Source organism: Desulfomonilaceae bacterium (assembly GCA_041662605.1).
Classification (GTDB): Bacteria; Desulfobacterota; Desulfomonilia; order Desulfomonilales; family Desulfomonilaceae; genus CAJBEZ01.
In genome coordinates this window covers 1-15,622 of the sequence record JBAZSD010000019.1, presented here as the reverse complement: position 1 = coordinate 15,622, position 15,622 = coordinate 1, and the positions used below count along the sequence as shown (strand labels likewise).

Below are 15,622 nucleotides of genomic sequence, written 5' to 3'. Positions count from 1 at the left end.
AAGTCCGTGACAAATTTGATGGGTCCAATTGGATATCTTCGTTCATGTATTCATTTTTCAGATTCATTGCACCCGCCTGTCACTCCTGTGTTTACATCCTAGCGTTTTGCTGTTGTAAGTGAGGTTAGTGGAATGGCCGTAAGCAAAAACAGTCCGCTTATCAAGAAAAGACTGAAGTATCCGTAATGGCTCAAGATCATCCCACCAGCGAGAGGGCCGAGGGAAAATCCAGCTTGAAACATCTGTGTGGCCAGGTTAGCGTTCAAACCTCTGAACTCAGGTTCCGACACATCGTACAGAAAGCCGTTTATCACGGGAAGTATTATTCCCCAACCCAGGCCTAACGCAAACGCAAGAATGAAAAATCCAGTGGGACCTGACACCAACCCGATTGACACGTAACCGCCGACCAGGACGACAAGCGAAGCTGTGAGCAATAATTTTTTATCAGCTTTGTCAAACAAATGCCCCGCCAGAACTCGGACAGCCATCTCGGTAAGTGTTGAAACAGTGAAGAAGAACCCTGGATTGGAAATGCCGATCTGGTCTCCAAATCCTTTAAGGTAGAAAAATATTGTTGTGAACGACGTCCACACAATCAGACTTATAACAAGCAGGGACCATACCTGAGGATTGCGCAGATTGAGCCAACCATCCTTGATTGTGTAACGACTTGTATTGAATGTAGTTTCGGTGTTGTGACTCTTAAACAATCCGATTAAGGGTAGATTGATGAGCATCATCGCAGCGGAGACATTTATTGCGCCGTCAAACCCACCCAGAAAATTACTCAACGGGTCCATCAAAGGTGGAACAACTGCGAACGGCAGTAAAGTAATGGCGGATACCATTCCAAAAGCCTCAGCGCTTCTGTCTTTCGGGATGATTGAGACGAGTTTGCTCGTCGCAGCCGTTCCGACCATCACATAGGTTGCGCCGTGGAGAGCCCTCGTAATTGCCATAGACCAGAAACCGGTGGAAAAATTGTAGAGCGCCAGTGAGCCAATAAGTAAACAACAACCCGTAAACATCCATTTCTTTGAGTTTTGATCCGTTACCATGGGACTGATGATGGGCCTGATTATGAGCGCTGATATGGAAAATAACGCTATTAGAAATCCTATTTGATTTGGGGGTATGTTTAGAGTCGCCAGATAATCGTGAAATTGAAAAAAGATTGCTATGTTGCAATACGTCAAGAAAGCGACGGCATTGATACCAATGAACTCCCTGCTCCAAAGGCTCTCTTTCTTCACCATGAAAAAGGTTTCCTGAATCCTGTTTTCAAAAGACTGACATCTCCGTATCCGTGATCACAGTTAAGATGTGTAGCCGATAAGGCGAAGGAGAAGCTTACCGGCCACTTCACGTCTGTAATTGGCGGAAGCCCTTATGTCGTCTATGGGGATAACTGATTGTTGTACTTGGAGGATTGCGTCACCAAGACCCCTTGGAGTCAGCGGTCTGCCTACAAGAAAACTCTCGATTTCCCTGAATCTCATTATGGTAGGACCAACGCTTCCCCATGCCACGCGTATTTCGGATATTGCATTATCTGCGGAAATATTCATTAAAGCTGCCATGCTGACTACCGCACATGCCAAAGCGTTACGTCTCCCGACTTTCTCGTAATGTCGGATATGAAAACCTTGAGGTCTTTTTGTCCAAACCCCGGCGAGAATCTCTCCTCGCCGAAGATCTACCTGACCGGGGCCCAATATGAACGAACTGATCGGAACTCTCCTGCTCGTTGACTCCGATCGGATTTCGATCTCAGCGTCCAGCACGTACCATGGAGCCAAAGTGTCGCCCGCAGGTGAAGCCGTAACTATATTACCACCGATAGTTCCCATGTTTCTCACCGGCGGTGATCCTAGAACCGCGACAGCCTGACTCAGGACTTGATAATCATTTTCAATGATAGGGTGACACAGCAATTGACTGTGGGTTGTAAGGGCGCCTACAAAAATCCAATCGCCATCTTGTCTAACCCCTTTCAATTCTTGAATTCGCTCCAGACAAACAAGAGAAGGGGGGTCGATCAGTCCAGATCGCCTCTTGACTAGAAGATCGGTTCCGCCGGCGTATAACACCGCCTCTGGTTTCGTGTTCAATAGGCTCCAGAGTTCGTCAATATCTTGTGGAAGGAATACATCCGTCATGTTTCACAGCTCAATTGTTCCTTTAGCGGCAGCTTCAACGGCATCCAGTATTTTTTGGTATGCTCCACATCGGCAAAGATTTCCTGAGATGGCTTCTCTAGCCTCATCCCTTGTTGGGCAAGGGTTTTCTCGCAGCAGCGCAGTAGCGGCTATTACCATACCAGGTGTGCAAAAACCGCACTGGGTCGCTCCAAGTTCTATAAATTTTTGCTGGACATTACTTAATTGGTCTTGTTGAAGTGAAAAACCTTCGATGGTGATGATTTCTCGACCTTCCAACTGTGCGGCCAGCATAAGACATGAAAGACGCTGCTCTCCATCGACAAGTATGGAGCATGAGCCACAATCTCCTCTACCACAAGACTCCTTGGAACCTGTAAGTCCGATGTCTTCCCTGAGAAGATCGATCACTCTTCGATCAGGAGCAGTTTCCAGAAAAACGTCATTTCCGTTTAGCTTGAACGAGATTAACAATTCCCACCTGCTCCTATGAGTCTGATTTGAGAGCGTTCAATATGTTTTCGGGCGATAACGGCGACTTGTTAACCATTGAACCGGTGGCGTCAAAAACAGCGTTAGCTATTGCAGGTAAAGGACCGTTAATGGAAATTTCACCGATGCCCTTTAACCCAAAAGGCCCGGAGGATTCATATATCCCCAAAGCTAATGATTCTATATCAGGAATGTCCATGGCCGTAGGGATCAGGTATTTGGAAAAGTCACCAGTGAGCCCCTTAGCCCCGCTGACCACGAAATCCTCATAAATCGCCAACCCCAATCCCTGGCAGACTCCCCCCTGAATTTGTTGTTCATAAAGCAGAGGATTGAGCACAGTACCGCAATCGCTGATTGTGAGGTATTTTTCAACCTTGACTTGCCCAGTGATCTCATCAGCTTCCACATACCCCAGCGCAACCGCATACGAAAAAAGATTGTGCGGAATACCATGTAATCTCAGGCTTGGATCCTCAGTTACCCTATCCGAGGCTACAGGCGCTCTGAAGTACCCGGTGAAAGTTCTCTCACTGGTGTTCATTGATCTTGCCATTTGTTGGAGAGAAATTTCCTTGTTTGATGGTAGATGTTTTATCGCCCCATTAACCAAGGCGAATTCTTGCAGATCCTTTGACATGATGAGGTCGGCCGCTTTCTGGAATAGCCTCTCTTTCATAAGATCAGTCGCAACAATCAAGGCGTTACCGAAAGTGTAAACACAGCGGCTTGCAGACGCTGAACAGCTAGGAAGGGTTCTGTCAGTGTCGGGCAGAATGAGTTCGATGTTTTCAGCCGACTGGTTCAACATGGTTCCAACGATCTGTGTGTTGGACGTGTTGTTGCCTTGTCCCATGTCAACTACGCCGCAATAAATTCTAACTTTGCCTTCAGGAGTTAATTCTATTTTTGCGTTCGCGTAATCGGGCACTACCGGCCCATAACCGGACGCATGGGCCATGGTCGATATTCCTGCTCCCCTACGTTTAAACCGACCAGCGGATTCTATCCATTTTGATCTTTCCGCCCAGAGCCGATTTTTTGATAGCGTTTCAAGGCATTCTACGATTCCGGTGGACGTTGTAAGCGTTTTACCGACAAAATTTTGGTCCCGTTTTCTCAAAGCGTTTTTGAGGCGAATTTCCAAAGGATCCTTGCCCATTTTATGAGCCAGCATGTCCACGGCCCTTTCTATGCCAAATGTGGCCTGGGTAACTCCAAAACCTCTGAACGCGCCGCCAATGGGATTGTTAGTGTAAACACATCGGCCTTTAATAAGGCCATTGGGAATCCGGTACGCTCCTCCTGAGTGCTCCATGGCCAAGGCAAGCACCACTCCACCCAGATGGTCGTAGGGACCAGTATCCAAAGTGATATCAGCCTCAAGAAAGTGCAGTGATCCATCTTGTTTGGCTCCGAGACGATAACACATCGTGGCAGGATGACGTTTAGCGCCGGCTAGAAAAGATTCTTCCCGATCCCACCACATCTTGACGGGACGACCGTTGGAGTGTTGAGCGGCGAGGGCCAACAATGTCTGCACGGTTATGCCATCTTTGCCACCGAATGCTCCACCGATGTATGGAACGATAACCCGGATGTCCTGCGGATTCATGCCGAGCGCCTCCGCTATTTCGACACGGTCTCGGAACGGCGCTTGAGTTGAGCAGATAATTTCAATGCGACCCTGATCGTCAAGCCTCGCCCATCCGTTTTCAGTTTCCAGGTAAGCGTGTTCCTGCCACTGGGTTTCAAAAGTCGCCTCGACCATGACAGCACAGTCTTTTTCACCCGACGAGCCGGCGCCTACTGAAATTTGGCCCTGCAAGAGAATATTTCCCGTCTCATGGTTTTCATGAACCAGAGGCGCGCCCGGCTCCATCGAACGTCTCACGTCTGTTACGGATTCGAGTTGATCAAAGCTGATCCTGATAGCTCTAATCCCCGCTTCCACAGCAGCTTTTGTCTCGGCTATTACCAGGGCCACAGCGTCGCCGCAATGCCGGATCTTGTCGTCCACCAGAACGGGCTGATCTTTCCTCACTACCCCCTGTCTGTTTGTGCCATTAATATGTTCGTGAGTGAGAACAGCGATCACCCCAGGCATAGCCGAAGCTCCAGATGTATCTATATGCCTGAGTACAGCGTGAGGAACGCCGGCCCTTTTGACCCCGGCCCAAATGTGGTCTTCCCCATAATAATCAGTGGCGAACTTCGCTTGGCCGGTAACCTTATCTATGGCGTCCGGCCTGACCAGACTTGATCCTATGTTTATTGACATATTTTTCATGACCGGACTTTAATGCCTCTGACGTTCAGATTTACAAAATATCAGAGAGCGCGGCCACGAGCGCCCTCATTGCCTCATCATGTGCAATAGTTACACGAATGTAATTAGGAAAACGAAATCCGGTCATGGAGCGTACCATTACACCAGCAGTCATGAGTCTCCGATAGGCTAGACTGTCATTCATAGGCAGTTTGATCATGACGTAATTCCCTTCGCCACATCGGTAAGGTAAGCCGAGAATCCGGAGTTCAGAAGTCAAAAAAGTCTTGCCATTTCGAACCAGGCGACAGGTTCTGGTAACGTGTTCATCATCGTCGATGGCCGCCAGCGCCGCTTCCTGAGCCATGACGTTAACAGAGTAGACTATGCAAGTTTTTCTTATTACTTCAACGGTTTTCAGGTTCCCGACCAGGTATCCTATACGAAGACCAGCCAGTCCATACATTTTGGAAAAGGTTCTGAAAACTACAAGATTTGGATATCTGTCTATAAATGACATGCCATCAGGGTAGTCATCCTGTTCTACAAACTCGTGATAGGCCTCATCCACAACTACGACTGTCCGTTTGTCAATTTTCTGAAGAAATCTCTCGAGTTTTTTTGATGACCAATAAGTTCCTGTAGGGTTATTAGGATTACAGATGAAAATTACCTTTGTGTTGGAACTGATGTTTCTTAATATGGCGTCATCATCAAAGGTAAAATCTTTCAGTGGGACAAGCCTGGTTTCAATACCTGAAAATTTTGCTATCCATTCGTAAACTGCAAACGTCTTGTCTGCTGTGATGATGTCATTTCCTTTTTCGCAAAATGCCTTGATGACAAAACCAATGACCTCATTCGCTCCATTACCGACCAGAAACTGGTCCGGATCTTTTCCATATTTTTCGGCCAATTTTCTACGGAGATAATAACTGTCTCCACTTGGGTAATTAGACACTCGCCTGGGGTCAAACATTTTAAGAATTTCTTGAGCCGCCGGAGGAGGGCCCAGAGCGTTTTCATTGTTGTTGAGCCTGAAGATTCTGGAGCAGCCGTAAAGCTTTGCCAATTCCTGGTCTGGTTTGCTTGGTATGTATGATTCAAAAGTCCTGACGTACTCAGGCAATAGTTTTTCTGGAGACCACGAACTCATAAGACGCCTGCGCTCCCTATGTGTTGAAAAATCAAGATGTCACTAGACCCGGCGTAAGGTAAAATTAGACGTGGCTCAAAACCCGATCCAAGAAGGCTTGTTGTAAAATGACATTCCCATGGTCGGCCTAAATCCATTTCAAAGAAAATATTGAAGACTCCTTCCTGAACAAGCGCTCGTATGTGGGCGTGCAGAAGCGAAAGGTCGTCATGTCCCCACCATATCGGTTTGAGAGTAGCCTTGCTGATCGACTTGTCAAGTTCCGTCGCAATCACTGAATCTTGAGATTTATTTTCTCCTTCGCTGGTGACAAGGTTAATTCGACGGGCAAGAACATGCTTGCGATATTCTTGGATCAAGAATTCTTCGATCAATCTATGCGCCCATACAGAGGTTCCAGGATCTTCCCGCAAGTGGCGGTAATAAGAGTTTGATTCACAGGATTCCTGTCCTGGTTTAATGCTGCTGATGGCTCCGAGCGGCTCAAAGTAATCAGTAGGCAAATCAGGGCTGGGAGATTGTGTCATAAGCCCCATCGCAGTGGTTCGAGCAATCGACGATATCATGTGATCAGCCAGTTCAACCGGTATAGTGGAATATTCCCGCTGACCGAAGACAAAGGGACCAAAAAACTCTACGAGTTTTTCATTCTTCCAGCTCCAAACAATTCCGCCACCAATAGCGCCGGAATTGTCGGAAGCGATAGCAACATCGTAATGCCCATACTTAACCATGTCAGCGACTTTACCTGGAGTCTGAAAGCTGGATGGAACAACACATGCACCATAATTTTGCGTCACATAGCGAACGAAAAGTTTAACCTCCTCTAAATCAGGACGTTTTATGACGGAGTTCTTAAGCGGCCCCGGTTGTTTTTCAAGGCTTTCTCCGATGGTGGGATAAGATTTCTCTTTCTCCAGGATCAGCATTGATAAACTATCTTGCCTGAAAAATGAAAATCGATCCACCAGTCTTGACGCTATCAGAAGGCCGGTTTCCAGCACCGCGTTGTCATTTTCAACCGAGTTTGCCGCTGTGAGGTTAAACATTGAAAGCCCAAACTCTTCAGAGTGGAACTCAAATTCAAGGTCAACAAAATAACCGCCTTGGCGGCATGTAAGAGTGAGCTGTTCTCCCTGTACTCCAGTGAACGAGAGATAATTGAAGATTTCCTCGGATGCAAGAGTCAGGTCCAGGGCGCTTTCGGGTTCCAGACCAAAACAAATCCCGGCGTTCTCAACAAACGACGTCACAACACGAGTCAGCTTCTGGTCGCAATTTATTGTTAGCCTGGTTTGACGCAAAGACAGCGACTGCAATTGAGTCTCCTCCAGAAAAGAGTTTTGGAGGATTATAGACAATCTGACGGTTGAAATCTTTAAGAAAATGGTGTTAAAGAACTAACATCAATGGCGGGCGGTAAATTCTTGGGGTTACTAAACATCAGTGAGGGAAAATATGAGAAAGCTTTTGGCTTTGTGTATGACCTTGTGTCTGGGATTGATGTGCGCCGGCTTGGCGGTCGCTGACGAAGCGGCTGATACCAAAGCTCTTGTAGAAAAAGGTGTGGCCATGGCCAAAGAAAAAGGACCGGATGCAACATTGAAGGCTATTGGCGATCCGAAAGGCCCCTTTGTTAAAGGAGACTTATATCTGTTCGCTGGTTCTCTGAATAAGGTCACAGCGACAGCTCATCCTTTTGCCGCTGACAAGCTAGTCGGTCCGGACTTGACCAATCTAAAAGACTCCAAAGGGAACCAGTTTTTTATCAAATTTAAGGAAATGGCCGTAAACCCAGGTTCTGGTTGGGTGGAATACTGGTGGCCTAAACCAAACGAAAAGGAGCCTTCTCTCAAAAAGACCTTTATCATGCGGGTTCCTGGTCAGGACATGTACATAGGAGCGGGTTATTATCCAAAATAGATAGCTTTTAAATCTCACGCCGCCCCCACTGAAAAATCTGAGGTCGGAAACAACCAATTGGGAGTATTTTCCGGTCATTCCTAACTTGTTTCTTATCGGCCCCACCGTTCATCTAGATAAATTTGTTTAAAACATCCCGTGCAGAAATTAATTGAACCCCTCGGGGATTGGTGGGGCAAACAAATTTGATGTGCCACTTTTTCCCTTGACATGCTACCTGGTAGCATGTAATCTAGAAACATACTATTTACTGCAAAATTCAACTCCGTATACGGACCGCCAGTTCGGCGTAGCGTTTCGGTTTCTTATGGCAATGAGAAAGCCATACGATGGTGGTCTGTCCGGAGGACTGCGAAAATTCTGGAGGGATTATTATGCGCTTAGTGCATGCGCTAGTTGTTTGCCTTGCCATATTAGTTTTTTCATCATTCGGAGTTTCCACTTCAGGCGCATGGGAATTCAGTATGAATGGAACTTTTAACTACATTTATGAGCAATACAGCCAGACGGGAACTGGTGGATTTTTTGGCAGCTACAACGTCGACAAGTCGACAGGTTCCACACTGATCCCAGCAGGTGATTACAAAGGACTAAACGGCTGGTTTGGTTTTCAGGTAAATGATCTTGTTTCTGGTTCCAACGCTGGCCGCCACTATCAATATCTTGAGCTATGGCCAGAGTTCAGACTCACCAACGCCGTAAGATTCAGGGGCAAATACAGGCTAGGCAATTATGGCGACCCTTACGCTTCAGATTACATAACAAATACGAGACCTGGTGTGGATGTGGCAACCTCAGACGGCCAGTGGACCATGTGGTGGGTGGACGCGCAAACCCCATGGGGAATTATCGTTGTCGGGAAGCGGGCGGAGGCCTTTGGAACAGGCTTGCAATATAATGGCGAGGCTAACAACACGACTGAAGGTGTGGCCATCGTGGCGCCTTATGGCCCGTTCAGGATCAGTTTTGCTGTGAGGCCCTTCTGGCCGGAACCGCCTAACAGTCAAATCGCTGCCAGAAAAGTTGGAGACAATCCGAACTTAAGGCTGCCTCCCAGCTTCCCATACTATAATCTCTTCGACAGAAGCGGGATAATGTCGTGGGCGTTAAGATACTTCACCACTTACCAGGCAGGGCCGATTGACTCCGGCGTTTTCCTGGCCTGGCAGGGGTGGCACGCGGGCGCTGAGGCGAGGAACGCTACTTATACGCAGACCACGCTAGCTGCGCCTGGTGTTCCTGATAACGGTCCCGAAGGATTCAACAGATTCAATCCCAACGACCTCGACCAGTATCATGGGACGATTTACCTTAAATACAATGACGGCCGGTTTTTCTTTAACACAGAGTGGGCCTATTGGTACGAGAACAGCCAGACCGCTTACGGGATTGCTGAACCTCTTGCGGGAGCAAATAGTTTGAGAGGCAAGGGACTTCGATACACTGTGGAATCCTGGCGCCGCATGTTTGAATTCGGGGCGCTTTTAGGGCCGTCAAAAGTATCTTTGCTTTACGCTTATCTCCCCGGGTCTGACAGAAGGGGAGGGTACGTCTACGACGACCAGGCTTATTTTCAGGCGCCCGGACAGGGGAATTACAGTGTGTTCCGGCCATATTCATACCTGCTGGGTTACGTTTACGGCTCAGGTGTGGGAGCGTATGACACATCCAGGAACGGATATTTCAACGCTGCCGAAGTCGCCGCAGCGAGGTTCGATTACGCAGTGGCCGCCAACCTAAATTTGTTCGGGTCTTTTCTCTGGGCCCAGAGGTCGACCAACGGATATAGTTGGGGATATTTGAGGCCGACCAAGGACCCAAAGGTTACTCCAGTGGTTAACGCTCCAGCGACCGCAATAGCGAGTATAATCAAATGGATTCCGTATGTTGGCTACCAGAACAATGATGGCGCTCCTAATATCCCTGATACGTCCCTCGGCTGGGAAGTAACTACTGGAATGGAATGGAAACTCCTCGAGAAATATAGACTGAGAGGTACGCTGGCTTACTGGGAACCTGGCAAATGGTTCAACTTCGCGTGCATAGACAGAAGCGTGCCGGACTGGAATAGAGAGACAAGGACCAACTATAATAACAACACCCCAAATTATCCATTTGGGACTAATCCAGACAGGACAATTGACCCGATCATCGGTGGAGAAGTAGCTCTGACGGTTGATTTCTGATAACCTTCCTGACAGTTCATTCTTGTATGTGGGGTTTCTATTACCGCGGACCGTCCACAATGGGACGGTCCTTTAATCATAAATCGGGAATAACCTGTTTCGAACTTTTGGAGAGGCGCATTGAACAAAGCTAAGGCTGATTTCTTCAACTCTGAGGTGGATTCTGACTGGTCCGCCCGAGAATATGGTGTAGTTGACCTCCGAAAGATCGATCGAATCCTCGAAGCTGGAGCCGTTTGTCCCGGGGTTAAAGTGATTGAACCTGGTTGTGGAACAGGTCGATTAACACGGATCATCGCTGAAAGGATAGGTCCAAATGGCTCGGTGCAGGCGAGTGACATTAGTCCTAAGATGGTGGAAAAGGCCAGGGGACGTCTAGAAGGGTATTCAAACGTACAATTGACTTGTGGAACAATAGAAGACGCTATGCTCGAACCCTCTTCATTCGATGCGGTAATTTGCCACAATGTGTTTCCTCATTTCGATGATAAGTATGCGGTAGTAACGAAATTGTGTTCGGCCCTTAAACCTTCTGGTCTGTTTGTGGTAAGCCATTTGATGAGTTCTTCTGAAATCAATGATCTGCATCGGAAAACCAATCCTGCCGTAGCGCAAGATTTTTTACCCACCCTTAATGAAATGAGGGATATATTCGCATCGGTCAACATGACTGTCGTGTTGCTCTATGACGATGAAAACGGCTACCTCTTGAAAGCCGTCCCGCGTAATCTGCCCTGATGCAAAATGCTGACGCGCAATTAGAATATGGGGAAGGAAGGAAGCCTGTCTGCTGACGACCGTCAGGACGTCAAATCAGCAACCGTATAGGTTCGTTTACCTTCATGCGCATAAAACAATGTTACTCGATGTGACGTTTATTCCATTGAAGGCCGTGAACCACGTCTTATTGAACTAGACGTGTGTGTTGAGAGCGACTGGAATACTTAAGTGTGCTACACTATTGACAAATTTAGTTGGGGCTCTTACCGTGGAATTAGAACGGCGAATGTTTCGCAACACGTCTATTGAAAAAAAGGAGCCCCCAATGCAAGGCAACCACGAACATGAGCATTTACACGCCCATGATCACAAGCACATCCATAGCCACGAACATTTTCATGGCGACACGAAACACATCCACGAACACTCCCACGCCCACGCCCATGAGCATTCACACGAACATAAGCATGAACATGATCACAACGGCGGAGCGGTAACTCACAGCCACGATCACTCAGGAGATCACGGATTTCACGATCATTCCCATCCCCTACACGAAAAAGAGGACCACGACCACACTCACTAAATAGTAAACACAGTTCCGACGCATGAGGGCGGCCGGGCAACGGTCGCTCCTCAATTTCATTACTGAGTTCTCACATTCCAAAATCGACCACCCGGCCTAGGGGACCGAAATCTTTTTCCATTTCCTTGTACACAGGTTTGCCTACGAGAAACTTGTAAATTTCATCCGCCTTGTCTGGTAGACTCACATCTGCAAACTTCTCCGGATAGAGGACCTTTCCCACGGTGTAAGCATCCGCTATGGCTGTGTCGACATTCGTTGTATAGTAATTGAAAGGATAAAGAGCATAGACTTTGTTATCTTTGAACGCTCTAAGACCTTTATAGAACTCAGGCCTCTTTTCGAAATCCTGTTTCACCAGGTTTAGTCCTCCGCCATCAATAAAGATTACTGATGGGTTCAATGACAAAAGTTTCTCCTTATCAATGAAAAGGTGCTCTCCCTTGGAAATGTCTTTTGCGATGTTCCTGGCCCGGACCCACTCCATGGGAGTGAAACTTGCGTCAGAGCTTTCGATTCCCTGCACACCCTTATAGCCGACAGCTCCTACATAAACCGAAGGTTTTTGTGATCCGTCGAAACCCTTTGACCTCGAAGCTAGATCAAGCCTCTTGTTTTCAACAAAATCGATTACTTCTTCAGCTCTTTTTTCTTTATTTAGAATTTTCCCTGCCACCCTTAAGGAACCGTAGACCAACTCATCGAAAGAAGCGAATCGGCCATGAGTAAGAATTACGACCGGTATGTCGAGTTTCTTCTGGAGTTCATCAGCGTTTCGTGGTTCCATATAAGAAATAAAAATTACGTCGGGCTTTACGTTGAGAACAGCTTCCAGATCGGGTTCCTTGTTTATACTTCCCGGACCACCGGGCCCTATTCTTGGAAGCTTCGTAAGTTCTGCATTGGCAATGATGTAAGGTCGCGCATACGGTCTTGTTTTTTCAAAATCCTCGACCCCTACCACTCGGTCAGTCGCCTGAAGATAACAGATGAGCCGGAGAGTGCCGGAACTCAGGCAGATGATCCTCTTTGGGGCAAGCGGCACAGTGACGGAGCGTTTTCCCATGTCGGTGACGGTTACGGTTTTCCCATTTGACGCCTCAAGATTGGCTGCAATTACGATCACCAATGCCGGTACCAAAAAAAATTCCAGTATCTTCTTCATTGCGCCACTCCTCCAATTGAGTGATGTGTACAGCAATGCAACGGGACTACGACCGAGTGACCTCCTACGTCTCGAATTATAGCCGTAACACCATACACTGCTTCTATCATTTCGGGAGTCACCGCTCCTCTATCCTGTATTGTGTGGACTTGGCCTTTTTTGAGAAACATTACGGTATCCGAGAACCGAAGAGCGAGATTCAGATCATGAATCGCAATCATTGCGCATACGTTTCTCTGTTTCACTGCGTCCATCACTAGCCCCATTACTTCCAACTGATTCCTAACGTCCAGATTGCTGGTAGGTTCGTCAAGTAGGAGCACATCGGGTTCCTGGGCCAAGGCCCGGGCTATGATGACTTTTTGCGCCTGTCCTCCGCTCAGCGTGTTGACCGACCGGAGAGCATATTCACTTAGCCCCATTGTTCGGAGCACATTTTCGACAACTGAGATATCGTGATTTGTAGGGCCCCACTTCATGTGAGGTTTGCGTCCAAGGAGAACAGCGTCAAATACGGTCAGATGATCCTGGTCATAACGCTGGGGAACATAGCCTATCCGTTTCGCGATCTCATGCCTTCTCAAACCAAGAATTTCAGTTTCACTCAGGATTACCGTCCCCATGTGGGGACGCAATATCCTGTTGAGGCACTTGAGAAGAGTTGACTTGCCTGCCCCATTAACCCCCAGGACCCCCATGATCTGGCCTGGATTCATCTCAAATGAAACGTCTTTAAGAATGCTCGTGCTGTTATAACTGAAATGAATCCCCCTTACTGATAGAATCACTTGTTATACCCCTTTACAAGCAGATAGAGAAACAGGGGAGCGCCCATGAACGAGGTCAGGACCCCAACCGGCAGAGTGCCGGAACCTACAACGGTCCTCCCGATAGTGTCAGACAGCAGGAGGAGGAGAGACCCCAGAAGACAGGAAACCGGCAGGAGGAACCTGTGGTCAGCCCCGACGAGGCGTCTTCCGATATGCGGGGCAAGCAGGCCGAGGAAGGCTATAACTCCCAGAAAGGCCGTAACAAGCGAGGCTATTAGAGCAGTCAGAAACATTCCCAGCAGTCGGATCTTTTCAACTTCCACTCCCAATGCCAGCGCTGCCTCCTCTCCCGCTGAAAGGGCGTTTAGATCCCATCGCTTGAATGTAAAATACAAAGTAGCCAGAGTCGTCGAAACTATCATCCACAAGATCTCGGTCCAATTTGAACGACCAACATCCCCGAAAGTCCAGAAGACAACGGACGCAATCTCAACTTCTGTTGCGAAGTATTGGACCAGAATGGTTCCTGATACGAATAGTGACGATAATGCCACGCCGGCAAGTATGATGGCCTCCGGGGCCATCTTCTTCAACCTGGCAAGGACCAGAATGGTTCCCGTCGCTATTAGTCCCCCCATGAAGGCGCAGAAAGTCACGGAATACAAGTTTCGTATGGTCATAGGGCCTGACGAGCTGACTGTTTGCACAATACCTGTTTGAGCAGCGCTACTTGCCGCTCCCCCGGCGCCCAAAACAACTATTGCGAAGGCTGCTCCAAATGCGGCTCCCTGACTAATGCCGAGCGTGAACGGCGAGCCGAGAGGGTTTCTGAGAAGGCATTGGATCACCAGTCCTGAGAGCCCTAGCGCCCAGCCGGCGACAACTGCCGATACGATCCTGGGAAATCTTATGTTCCAGATAACAATTCTGGCTTGAGGTTCATCCGATCCCAACAAGGCTGCGAGGACTTTGTCTACGGAAAGCTTATAAATTCCAGCCGTCATGGAATACATCGCCAAAGCCACTAGCGCTAAAGACAGAATCCCGAACAGGAGCGCCTTTCGCCTAATGTACGTTTTATAGTTCGATACAATCTCAGTCGATTTTCTCGAGGTCACTTAATCACTACTATCATTACACGGCGCACAATCGGGACATAGCCGAAGACCTTGAACACCTTTGAGCTTTGATGCCATAGTGGGTTCGCCACATTTCTCACAGATCACAGATGGCTCTATTTTGGCCTTTGGAGGTAATTCCACGTAGACTTCCCGGAGGTCAAATAATTCTTCAGGATTTTTTTCAAGGATTGTGATGCTCTTATTTTTGTGTATCCGCCAAAATTCTTTCTTCTCATCTTCTGAAGCTTGGTCTGATCTCAAGAGGTCAATGAGTTGGAGATGCCGGTCATCGAGTTCAAGAACTCCTGGTTTGAGGGCGACCCTAAGTCCTTTGCCTGTCGATCGAGAGACGAAAGTAAAAACCTGTTTCCCGTGGTCTCTGAAGATCAGATTTCCTTTGCCGAAAGTGCACCCTGTGAGACACTGAACAGCGTCAGCTCCGCACGCGTTTGTCTCGACAATCGTAACTATTTCTTCGTCTTCCGCCCGGCTGCTCTTTAGCCATTCCAATCCAGCGAGAGTGGCTTTGTATCCTATCGACAAGCCAGGACAAATATGTCCGTGAAATCGGACAGCCTGATTCCAGGATTCGGTGTTTAGGATTTCTGTTGATTCCATATATGATACCTTTCTGGTGTTCTAACTGATTTCTGTATCATTCCGATCATGAGAAATTGTGATGACCAAGTTGGGAAAAGGGTTTAAAATCACTTCGAAACCCCTGTCCTGATTTTAAGTTTAGTGAAATCCTTGATCATAACGTAGGCAGTCTCCAACAGTCGCAAACAGCATATAAATTCTATTACATTTACTTTGGTTTCGTTACGGAACAAAAGTCCTGATAGTAACGCATAGCAATATCAGACACAGGTGCTACTAACATCAATATCATAACACTACGTTTTTGACACGTCAAGACTGCTTCAAACGAAGCGCCAGCTAAATTTCCATGATCCTTCGCGAAAAAAAGTAAAAAACCTCGTTGTTCTTGATAAATCAAGATGATAGTATTCTTTTATCACAGAGAAACCATCACCAACGAGGTTAATTAATTATGTCACAAGGTCTTTTA

14 protein-coding genes are annotated in these 15,622 nt (G+C 47.6%); 4 read left to right on the top strand and 10 right to left on the bottom strand.

What is annotated here, in order from left to right; all coding sequences use genetic code 11:
• Positions 1 to 98: 98 nt before the first annotated feature.
• Genes WC647_14135 through WC647_14110 form a run of 6 tightly spaced genes read right to left on the bottom strand, consistent with a single transcriptional unit; the run spans position 99 to position 7,398 of the window.
• The gene (locus WC647_14135; GenBank protein ID MFA6223445.1) at positions 99 to 1,259 is read right to left on the bottom strand and encodes an MFS transporter; all 1,161 of its coding nucleotides are present in this window, start codon (positions 1,257 to 1,259) and stop codon (positions 99 to 101) included.
• A gap of 60 nt (positions 1,260 to 1,319) precedes the next feature.
• Complete coding sequence (locus WC647_14130) at positions 1,320 to 2,162, bottom strand: xanthine dehydrogenase family protein subunit M (GenBank protein ID MFA6223444.1); 843 nt, start codon at positions 2,160 to 2,162, stop codon at positions 1,320 to 1,322.
• Between the two features lie 3 nt (positions 2,163 to 2,165).
• Entirely contained in the window at positions 2,166 to 2,636 is a 471-nt protein-coding gene (locus WC647_14125) for a (2Fe-2S)-binding protein (protein ID MFA6223443.1), read from the bottom strand.
• Between the two features lie 13 nt (positions 2,637 to 2,649).
• The gene (locus WC647_14120) at positions 2,650 to 4,944 is read right to left on the bottom strand and encodes a xanthine dehydrogenase family protein molybdopterin-binding subunit (protein MFA6223442.1); all 2,295 of its coding nucleotides are present in this window, start codon (positions 4,942 to 4,944) and stop codon (positions 2,650 to 2,652) included.
• Between the two features lie 31 nt (positions 4,945 to 4,975).
• The gene (gene hisC / locus WC647_14115) at positions 4,976 to 6,079 is read right to left on the bottom strand and encodes a histidinol-phosphate transaminase (GenBank protein MFA6223441.1); all 1,104 of its coding nucleotides are present in this window, start codon (positions 6,077 to 6,079) and stop codon (positions 4,976 to 4,978) included.
• The gene (locus WC647_14110; GenBank protein ID MFA6223440.1) at positions 6,076 to 7,398 is read right to left on the bottom strand and encodes a hypothetical protein; all 1,323 of its coding nucleotides are present in this window, start codon (positions 7,396 to 7,398) and stop codon (positions 6,076 to 6,078) included. The genes hisC and WC647_14110 overlap by 4 nt, the downstream gene beginning before the upstream one ends.
• Before the next feature lie 139 nt (positions 7,399 to 7,537).
• Here WC647_14110 and WC647_14105 point away from each other — a divergent pair, with 139 nt between their 5' ends.
• The 4 genes from WC647_14105 to WC647_14090 all read left to right on the top strand — a co-directional run bounded on the left by WC647_14105 (position 7,538) and on the right by WC647_14090 (position 11,494).
• A complete protein-coding gene (locus WC647_14105) occupies positions 7,538 to 8,002 on the top strand; it encodes a cache domain-containing protein (GenBank protein MFA6223439.1) in 465 nt (154 codons plus the stop codon).
• A gap of 374 nt (positions 8,003 to 8,376) precedes the next feature.
• The gene (locus WC647_14100; GenBank protein ID MFA6223438.1) at positions 8,377 to 10,188 is read left to right on the top strand and encodes a hypothetical protein; all 1,812 of its coding nucleotides are present in this window, start codon (positions 8,377 to 8,379) and stop codon (positions 10,186 to 10,188) included.
• A 120-nt stretch (positions 10,189 to 10,308) separates the two neighbouring features.
• The gene (locus WC647_14095) at positions 10,309 to 10,926 is read left to right on the top strand and encodes a methyltransferase domain-containing protein (GenBank protein MFA6223437.1); all 618 of its coding nucleotides are present in this window, start codon (positions 10,309 to 10,311) and stop codon (positions 10,924 to 10,926) included.
• 307 nt (positions 10,927 to 11,233) lie between these two features.
• On the top strand, positions 11,234 to 11,494 hold the full coding sequence (locus WC647_14090; protein MFA6223436.1) for a hypothetical protein: 261 nt from the start codon (positions 11,234 to 11,236) through the stop codon (positions 11,492 to 11,494).
• A gap of 70 nt (positions 11,495 to 11,564) precedes the next feature.
• On the opposite strand, the gene WC647_14085 is transcribed toward WC647_14090, so the two are convergent.
• From WC647_14085 to WC647_14070, 4 genes are read right to left on the bottom strand one after another with little or no spacing between them, the layout of a single operon-like run.
• Entirely contained in the window at positions 11,565 to 12,659 is a 1,095-nt protein-coding gene (locus tag WC647_14085) for an iron ABC transporter substrate-binding protein (GenBank protein ID MFA6223435.1), read from the bottom strand.
• The gene (locus WC647_14080) at positions 12,656 to 13,447 is read right to left on the bottom strand and encodes an ABC transporter ATP-binding protein (GenBank protein MFA6223434.1); all 792 of its coding nucleotides are present in this window, start codon (positions 13,445 to 13,447) and stop codon (positions 12,656 to 12,658) included. The genes WC647_14085 and WC647_14080 overlap by 4 nt, the downstream gene beginning before the upstream one ends.
• Positions 13,444 to 14,547 (bottom strand): iron ABC transporter permease, encoded by a 1,104-nt coding sequence (locus WC647_14075; GenBank protein ID MFA6223433.1) that lies wholly within the window; start codon positions 14,545 to 14,547, stop codon positions 13,444 to 13,446. The genes WC647_14080 and WC647_14075 overlap by 4 nt, the downstream gene beginning before the upstream one ends.
• A complete protein-coding gene (locus WC647_14070; protein ID MFA6223432.1) occupies positions 14,548 to 15,168 on the bottom strand; it encodes an FmdE family protein in 621 nt (206 codons plus the stop codon).
• Between the last annotated feature and the right edge of the window lie 454 nt (positions 15,169 to 15,622).

Excerpts from the sequence above, each read along its gene's own strand:
- WC647_14135 (MFA6223445.1), bottom strand. The coding sequence starts at position 1,259 with ATGGTGAAGAAAGAGAGCCTTTGGAGCAGGGAGTTCATTGGTATCAAT.
- WC647_14130 (MFA6223444.1), bottom strand. The coding sequence starts at position 2,162 with ATGACGGATGTATTCCTTCCACAAGATATTGACGAACTCTGGAGCCTA.
- WC647_14120 (MFA6223442.1), bottom strand. The coding sequence starts at position 4,944 with ATGAAAAATATGTCAATAAACATAGGATCAAGTCTGGTCAGGCCGGAC.
- hisC (MFA6223441.1), bottom strand. The coding sequence starts at position 6,079 with ATGAGTTCGTGGTCTCCAGAAAAACTATTGCCTGAGTACGTCAGGACT.
- WC647_14105 (MFA6223439.1), top strand. The coding sequence starts at position 7,538 with ATGAGAAAGCTTTTGGCTTTGTGTATGACCTTGTGTCTGGGATTGATG.
- WC647_14100 (MFA6223438.1), top strand. The coding sequence starts at position 8,377 with ATGCGCTTAGTGCATGCGCTAGTTGTTTGCCTTGCCATATTAGTTTTT.
- WC647_14090 (MFA6223436.1), top strand. The coding sequence starts at position 11,234 with ATGCAAGGCAACCACGAACATGAGCATTTACACGCCCATGATCACAAG.
- WC647_14085 (MFA6223435.1), bottom strand. The coding sequence starts at position 12,659 with ATGAAGAAGATACTGGAATTTTTTTTGGTACCGGCATTGGTGATCGTA.
- WC647_14070 (MFA6223432.1), bottom strand. The coding sequence starts at position 15,168 with ATGGAATCAACAGAAATCCTAAACACCGAATCCTGGAATCAGGCTGTC.